The sequence below is a fragment of the Bradyrhizobium sp. genome (assembly GCF_019242285.1).
Taxonomy (GTDB): domain Bacteria; phylum Pseudomonadota; class Alphaproteobacteria; order Rhizobiales; family Xanthobacteraceae; genus Bradyrhizobium.
Genome location: NZ_JAFAVV010000187.1, coordinates 1 through 6,468, shown reverse-complemented (window position 1 = coordinate 6,468; position 6,468 = coordinate 1). Strand labels below are relative to the sequence as shown.

General features: G+C 65.2%; 8 protein-coding genes. 3 read left to right on the top strand and 5 right to left on the bottom strand.

The window, feature by feature from the left end:
• Positions 1 to 217 precede the first annotated feature (217 nt).
• From JOY90_RS07125 to JOY90_RS07115, 3 genes are all read right to left on the bottom strand, one after another.
• Positions 218 to 1,375, bottom strand: coding sequence for an IS110 family transposase (locus tag JOY90_RS07125; RefSeq protein WP_291690441.1), 1,158 nt, complete (start codon positions 1,373 to 1,375; stop codon positions 218 to 220).
• A gap of 99 nt (positions 1,376 to 1,474) precedes the next feature.
• Positions 1,475 to 2,020 (bottom strand): sigma-70 family RNA polymerase sigma factor, encoded by a 546-nt coding sequence (locus JOY90_RS07120; RefSeq protein WP_291690440.1) that lies wholly within the window; start codon positions 2,018 to 2,020, stop codon positions 1,475 to 1,477.
• Positions 2,020 to 2,277, bottom strand: coding sequence for a NepR family anti-sigma factor (locus tag JOY90_RS07115; protein WP_291690439.1), 258 nt, complete (start codon positions 2,275 to 2,277; stop codon positions 2,020 to 2,022). Before JOY90_RS07115 ends, JOY90_RS07120 begins: the two co-directional genes overlap by 1 nt.
• 216 nt (positions 2,278 to 2,493) lie before the next feature.
• Between JOY90_RS07115 and JOY90_RS07110 the strand changes: the two genes are divergently transcribed.
• Positions 2,494 to 3,300, top strand: a complete 807-nt coding sequence (locus tag JOY90_RS07110) for a response regulator (RefSeq protein ID WP_291690438.1) — start codon at positions 2,494 to 2,496, stop codon at positions 3,298 to 3,300.
• Between the two features lie 122 nt (positions 3,301 to 3,422).
• Here JOY90_RS07110 and JOY90_RS07105 read toward each other — a convergent pair whose 3' ends face one another.
• Positions 3,423 to 3,884, bottom strand: coding sequence for an energy transducer TonB (locus JOY90_RS07105; protein ID WP_291690437.1), 462 nt, complete (start codon positions 3,882 to 3,884; stop codon positions 3,423 to 3,425).
• 110 nt (positions 3,885 to 3,994) lie between these two features.
• On the opposite strand from JOY90_RS07105, the gene JOY90_RS07100 reads away from it, so the two are divergent.
• Positions 3,995 to 5,098, top strand: coding sequence for a four-carbon acid sugar kinase family protein (locus JOY90_RS07100; RefSeq protein ID WP_291690436.1), 1,104 nt, complete (start codon positions 3,995 to 3,997; stop codon positions 5,096 to 5,098).
• A 9-nt stretch (positions 5,099 to 5,107) separates the two neighbouring features.
• A complete protein-coding gene (pdxA, locus tag JOY90_RS07095; protein WP_291690435.1) occupies positions 5,108 to 6,127 on the top strand; it encodes a 4-hydroxythreonine-4-phosphate dehydrogenase PdxA in 1,020 nt (339 codons plus the stop codon).
• A 19-nt stretch (positions 6,128 to 6,146) separates the two neighbouring features.
• Here the strand turns inward: pdxA and JOY90_RS07090 are convergent.
• Positions 6,147 to 6,468, bottom strand: a 322-nt coding sequence (locus JOY90_RS07090; protein WP_291690434.1) for a hypothetical protein, incomplete at its 5' end; no start/stop codon positions are given.

Below are 6,468 nucleotides of genomic sequence, written 5' to 3'. Positions count from 1 at the left end.
GATCCTGGACTGGGCCGCGAATGACGCATGCGGAAAGCACCGCATCACCTTGTATCCGGTCCGGGACGAAAGCCCGGGACCCTAATCCTTCATGCACGGGCGAAGGCAAGGCCCAGCAAAGACGGGACCCTTCTACGAAGCGGGTGTGAGTAGACCCAGGATGGGTTGCGGTCACACGTCTGTCCTGGTTCATGTCGGCCGTCATGCGCGCGGCCGTTCAGAGGCTCGGACGCAGCACGGCGCCGGTCGGCACCACGCCGGTCGTAAGATAACGCCAGAGCGCCACCATCAGCTTGCGCGCCAGCGCAACGACGGCGATGCGGCGCACCCGTCCTTTCGTGTCGCCGACGCGCTGATGGAACCAGCGGCTGAGCTCGCTGCCGGGCTGATGCTGCAACCATAGCCAGGCGAGTTCGATCGCAAGCTTGCGGGCCCGGCGGTTGCCGGCCTTGCTGATGCCCTGCTCGCGGCGGCTGTTGCCACTGTCGTAGGGCGTGCCGGTGAGCCCGAAATAGCTGCCGACCTGCCGGCGATTGTCGAACGAGCGGTAGAACACCTCGTTGATCAGCTCTTGGCCGCCGATCGGACCGATGCTCTTGAGGTCGATGAGTTGCAGCATCTTGGCTTCCGCCGAGCCGGGCGTGGCGGCGCGTAGCGCGGCCTTGTTCGCCGCCTCGAGGGCGCTCAACTGCTTGTCGACGAGGCCGAGCCGCTCGTGCTCGTGGACGATCTCCTCCTTGAGCCATCGCGGCAGCAGCCGCCCGTCACCGGTGCGCACCTTGTCGAGGCTCGCGATGAACCCCGGCTTGAGCGGTTGCGCATCGCGCACGCCCTGACCGTGCAGCAGCCCCTTGATCCGATTGCTGTGAGAGATGCGTTCCTTCATCAAGCGCTCCCGCTCGCGCGTACGCCGCTTGCGATCCTCGTCCTCGACCGTGGGCACATGGACCATGCTGCAGACCCGCGGCTCGCCCCGCAGATAGGCCAGAAACGTGCGCATCTGCTTCTCCAGATCGATCCGATCGGTCTTTGCCCGCCGTGCCCGACGGTTCACCTCGATGCTCGACGGATCGATCTCATGGCTGATCACGCCCTGGTCGGTCAGCCAACGATGCAGCCAGTGCCCGTCGAGACCTGCCTCGTAGCACGACAGGATGCGCACAGGCTTGCCGCCACGCTCAGCTTGCGCCCTCCAGCGCGCCAAACGTGACGCCAAGGCCGTGACGTCTCCTGCCGAAATCGAGTAGCGGCTCAGCTTCTCAGAACCGGGCAGCAGCACACCGAGCTGCCAAGTCTTCTTGCTCAGTTCAAAAACCAGATAAATCGTGGCATGCTCGCCACCGGCGGGTGTGTCAATCCGATTGAGCTTATGCATCTTGATCCTCAAGGTTGGATGGTGGGTGGAACTACCAATCCTACCTCTTGACCACCCGCCGCCCCATAGAATCTACGAGCTTCAACCTCGCATCGGCCTTCAGCCGTTGCCGCCGATCACGGCGCGTACCGTGTCATCAGGGCCGAAATCCTCGGCGCCCTCGACATAGAGCAGGGCTGCAAGCTTGGAGCGCGCGCGATTGACGCGGCTCTTGATGGTGCCGACTGCGCAGCCGCAGATCGTGGCCGCATCCTCATAGGAGAAGCCTGAGGCGCCGACCAGGATCAAGGCCTCGCGCTGGTCCTGCGGCAGCTTGTCGAGCGCGGCGCGGAATTCCTCGAATTCGAGGTGCGCGCCCTGTGCCGGCTGGGTCTTCAGCGTCTTGGCATAGTTGCCGTCGGCATCCTCGATCTCGCGCCGCCGCTTGCGGTAATCCGAACGAAACAGGTTGCGCAGGATCGTGAACAGCCATGCCGGCAGGTTCGAACCGGGCTGGAACGAATCGATGTTCGCGAGCGCCCGCAGCAGGGTTTCCTGCACCAGGTCATCCGCACGGTCGCTGTTACCACTGAGCGAGATCGCAAAAGCCCGCAGACTTGGAACGGAAGCTAGAATCTCGTCGCGAAGGGCGTCTGTGAGAGGCATTACTCCCTCCCGCCATTATTGTCGGTATTATCGGCGTCGTCTGTGTCCCCGGCCCCCGTACTGCCCACTTGGGGAGTCTCCGGCGGTACATCAAGCTTCTTGACGAGTTCCGCGAAGCGGTCCGGAACTCCCTGCCTCACGATGTCGTCGTACATCGCGCGGAGCTGATGGCCGATCCTCGACTGAATCTCGGCGTTGAGCCCGCCGGGCTTTCCTGATGCCATGTTCTTGCTCGCTTGCGACCTTGCATCCTTCATGACCTGATCCACGCTTCCCCGGGAGGGTTAAGTCCCTGTAGTTTCATGAATTTCTCGGCTACGCGGCCTTCCGTAAGAAAGCTAATGCGAAGCGACGCGAAAAGTTCCCGGCGAAACGGAACTTTCATCTGGCTTGCGAGTAGTCAGCGTGTCAGGGGGTGAGGAGGGCCAACCCCGTTTTGAGCTGCACGGCCCCGGAATACCGATGGAGTGGGGATGACCCGATCACAGCTTGTTGCTGAACATCTGCCGTTGTTGCGGCGCTATGCCCGCGCCCTGACTGGCAGCCAGAGCTCCGGCGATGCCTATGTCGGAGCCATGCTCGAGGCATTGTTGCAGGACCCTGCGCTGCTGGACGAGCAGCATGGCGCCCGCGCCGGCCTGTTTCGCCTGTTCACCCGGATCTGGAACTCGGTCTCGCTGAACGACGAATCGGAGATTGCGACCCTGCCGATGCCGCCGGAGCGGCGGCTGTCCAACATTACGCCGTTGCCGCGGCAGGCGTTCCTGCTGCTCTCCCTGGAAGGTTTTCCGGAGGAGGAGGTCGCCTACATCCTCGGCACCGATGTCGGCGAGACCCGGCGGCTGGCCGACGCGGCCGGCCGCGAAATGGCAGCCGAGATCGCCACTGACGTGCTGATCATCGAGGATGAGACCTTCATCGCGATGGACCTGGAAAGCCTGGTGCGCAACCTCGGCCATAATGTCATTGGCGTCGCGCGCACCCATTCGGATGCGGTGGCGCTCGCCAAGAACAAAAAGCCGGGCCTGATCCTGGCCGACATCCAGCTCGCCGACGGCTCCTCCGGACTCGATGCGGTCAATGAGCTGCTCAAGACCTTCGAGGTGCCGGTGGTGTTCATCACCGCCTATCCGGAACGCTTCCTCACCGGCGAGCGGCCCGAGCCGGCATTCCTGATCTCAAAACCATTCCAGCCGGCGATGGTGTCGGCGGTGGCGAGCCAGGCGCTGTTCTTCCAGCGCAATTCCCGCAACCGCACGCCCAAGGCGGGCGCCGCCTGAGAAGGCAGGGGCAGCCTGTGGAGAGGCGGGCGCCTGACGCTGGGAGCTGACCTGGCGTTTCGCGGTATTGGCGATCGCGTTCAAGCATGATCCCGCGCGCCCCTGTCGGCGAGCCGGATGTTTCAACAGCCGCGGCAGATGCCGCGCATCTTCGCATTGACCATTTCCTCGCCCTTGATGACGGCGTCACTGTCTCGGCTTTCGACGGGCGGCGCAGTGAAGACGATCGGCAGGTCGAACTTCAGAGCATCGCCATTCACTTCGAGGGGCGGCGCTGGAAATGGCTGGGCGCGATGCAGCAGGGCAATCGCCTCGGCGTCGAGCTGTGGGTGACCCGTGCTTTCGAGCAGCTGCGCCGACACCAGCCTGCCGGTGCGGTCGATCGTGAAGCGGACCTTCGCCGTCCCGCTCTGCCCCCGGGCGTTGGGCGGAAACCGCTTCTGGCTGCCCAGGTGAAGCGCGATCTGCTGCTGCCACGCCCCGACGGCATCGGATCCCGCAAGGCTGGGCGACGCGATGCCAGGCAAGAGGCCAAGGAGGCTGACGAGGCAACCGGCCGTGAGCCATCGAACGAAATCTGCCATCACTCTTCCGGAAACGCTTGCCGTCGGCGCGGAACTTCTAGCTTCGATGAACGGCAATCCAAAGGCAGAATTGGCCTGCGCGCGGGCGGATGAAATAACCTCGGTTTCGCATGACCTCTCTCAGGCTCACCTCTCTCAGGCTCCTGGCCGACGATCTCACCGGTGCGCTCGACACGACGGCCGAGTTCGTCGGGCTGCTCGGTCCGCTGGGCGTCCATTGGGCGGCGGGCTCGATTTCGACCGATGCGGACAGCTTCGCCATCGACAGCGGCACGCGAGAGGCCGGTGCCGATGCCGCGTTCAGCATCGTGCGCGCGCTCGCGCCGCGGCTCGGCGGGGCGACCGTTGCCTTCAAGAAGATCGACAGCCTGCTCCGTGGCCCCTGGGTCGCGGAAGTCGAGGCCTGCCTGGCGACCGGCCTGTGGGATGCCTGCCTGGTCGCCCCGGCCTTCCCTCATCAGGGCAGGCTCACCCGCGCCGGCCAGCATTATGCGAGGACCGCGGATGGAAGCTGGCAGCCGGTCGGTATCAACATGCTCGAACAGTTTCGTGCGGGCGGCCTCGACGCCCGGATCGCCGATCCCGATAGGCCGCTCGCGGGCGGAATCAGCATCCTCGACGCCGCGCAGGACGCCGATCTTGATCGCACCGTGCGGCTTGGCCGCGCCGCCGGCCGTAGCATCCTGTGGTGCGGCAGCGGTGGGCTTGCCGGCGCGCTGGCGGGTCGGACGGAGGTTGGCGTCCCGGCGGCCTTGAAACGCCCCGTGCTGGGCGTGTTCGGCTCCGATCAGCCGGCGACCGCTGCGCAGCTTGCCGTCTGCGCAGGCATCTTAGTACAGGCGACGACGATCGAGGCTGAGCGCGCGGGGATCAGGCAAAGGCTGGACGGCGGCGTCGCCTTGGTCCACCTACAGCCGCTGGGCGCCGTATCGCGGGCCGCGGCGGCCGCCCATGTCGCGACCGAGATCGCGCAGCTCGTCCGCGCCCTCGAAGCGCCGGGCACCCTCCTGGTTGCGGGCGGCGAGACGCTGAAGGCGCTGTGCCTTGCGACGGCGGCGCGCGGCTTGCAGGTCACCGGCAGGCTCGAGCCCGGCATCCCCAGATCGGTGCTGCAGGGCGGCGTCTGGGACGGTGTCGAGGTGATCTCGAAATCCGGGGCTTTTGGACCGCCTGATCTGTGGTTGAGGCTCCTGCAACACAACGATTTGATGTGAGGACGAAGCATGGCCAGGCGGCATCTCGCGATCACGATGGGCGATCCGGCGGGGATCGGTCCCGAGATCATCGTCAAGGCCTGCGCGAGGCTGCGCGACCGGCTCGACGCCGGCGACCTCAGGCTCCTGATCATCGGCAGCCGCCGCGCCTTCGACCTCGCCAACCGTCAACTCGCCGCCGGCGTCGAGGCCGCGCCGGTCGATGCCGAAGCGGCCGACTGGCCGAATCTCGGCTTCCTGCAAGCCGACGCCGAAGCCGAGACGATCGAGCCCGGCGTGCTGTCGGCCGACGGTGGCCGCTTCGCCTACAAGGCGGTGGAGCAGGGCGTTCGGCTGGCGCTGTCGGGCCGGCTCGGCGGCATCGTCACCGCGCCCTTGAACAAGGAGGCGCTCAACAAGGCCGGCTACCACTATCCTGGCCACACCGAGATGTTGGCGGCGCTGACCGGCGTGCGCGGTTCGGTGATGCTGCTCGCCCATGGCAACATGCGCGTCAGTCACGTCTCGACCCATGTCGCGCTGCAGGACGTGCCGGCGCGGCTGACACCGCAGCGCTTGCGCCAGGTGATCGAGCTGACGCAGCAGGCGCTGCTCGGCCTCGGCATCGCACGGCCGCGGATCGCGGTCGCCGCGCTCAATCCGCATGCCGGCGAGGGCGGCCTGTTCGGCCGCCAGGACATCGAGGTGTCGCGGCCGGTGATCGAGGCGATGGTGGCCGAGGGCCTCGATGTGCTCGGCCCGATCCCCGGCGACACCGTGTTCGTGAAGCTGCGCGCGGGACAGTATGACGCCGTGGTCGCGATGTATCACGACCAGGGCCACATCCCGGTGAAGCTGTTGGGCTTCGAGGTCGACCCCGCGACCGGCAAATGGCAGGAGCTCTCCGGCGTCAACATCACGCTCGGCCTGCCGATCGTCCGCACCTCGGTCGACCACGGCACCGCCTTCGACATCGCAGGCCAGGGCATCGCCAACGAGCGCAGCATGATCGAGGCGATCGAATATGCCGAGCGGCTTGCGGGCGGGTGAGAGCTACGTCTATTCGTTGCTACTCCCGCTCGCCCGTTGGATCGTCAAGCGATACGCCATATTTTTGCAGGCGCAAAGCGTTCAAACGGGACTTTCGTCCGATCGTCCTAAGCGCACCCTCTGCCTTGGCTATAACTGTCGTCATGTTATTCGTGGCATTGCTAATCTGTCGATAAGTGAGCGCGGAAGAAACGACGCGATCTAGCTGCTCTCCGGAGGCCGACTCGAACAGAGCCATATAGTCAGCCTCAGGTACCTGTGCCAAGAGCGCCAATTTTTCTTCGTTCATACTTTTTGCGGTTGCAATTAGATCAGCCTCAAAATTGAGAACAGGCCTATTT

Excerpts from the sequence above, each read along its gene's own strand:
- pdxA (WP_291690435.1), top strand. The coding sequence starts at position 5,108 with ATGGCCAGGCGGCATCTCGCGATCACGATGGGCGATCCGGCGGGGATC.
- JOY90_RS07100 (WP_291690436.1), top strand. The coding sequence starts at position 3,995 with ATGACCTCTCTCAGGCTCACCTCTCTCAGGCTCCTGGCCGACGATCTC.
- JOY90_RS07105 (WP_291690437.1), bottom strand. The coding sequence starts at position 3,884 with ATGGCAGATTTCGTTCGATGGCTCACGGCCGGTTGCCTCGTCAGCCTC.
- JOY90_RS07125 (WP_291690441.1), bottom strand. The coding sequence starts at position 1,375 with ATGCATAAGCTCAATCGGATTGACACACCCGCCGGTGGCGAGCATGCC.
- JOY90_RS07110 (WP_291690438.1), top strand. The coding sequence starts at position 2,494 with ATGACCCGATCACAGCTTGTTGCTGAACATCTGCCGTTGTTGCGGCGC.
- JOY90_RS07120 (WP_291690440.1), bottom strand. The coding sequence starts at position 2,020 with ATGCCTCTCACAGACGCCCTTCGCGACGAGATTCTAGCTTCCGTTCCA.
- JOY90_RS07115 (WP_291690439.1), bottom strand. The coding sequence starts at position 2,277 with ATGAAGGATGCAAGGTCGCAAGCGAGCAAGAACATGGCATCAGGAAAG.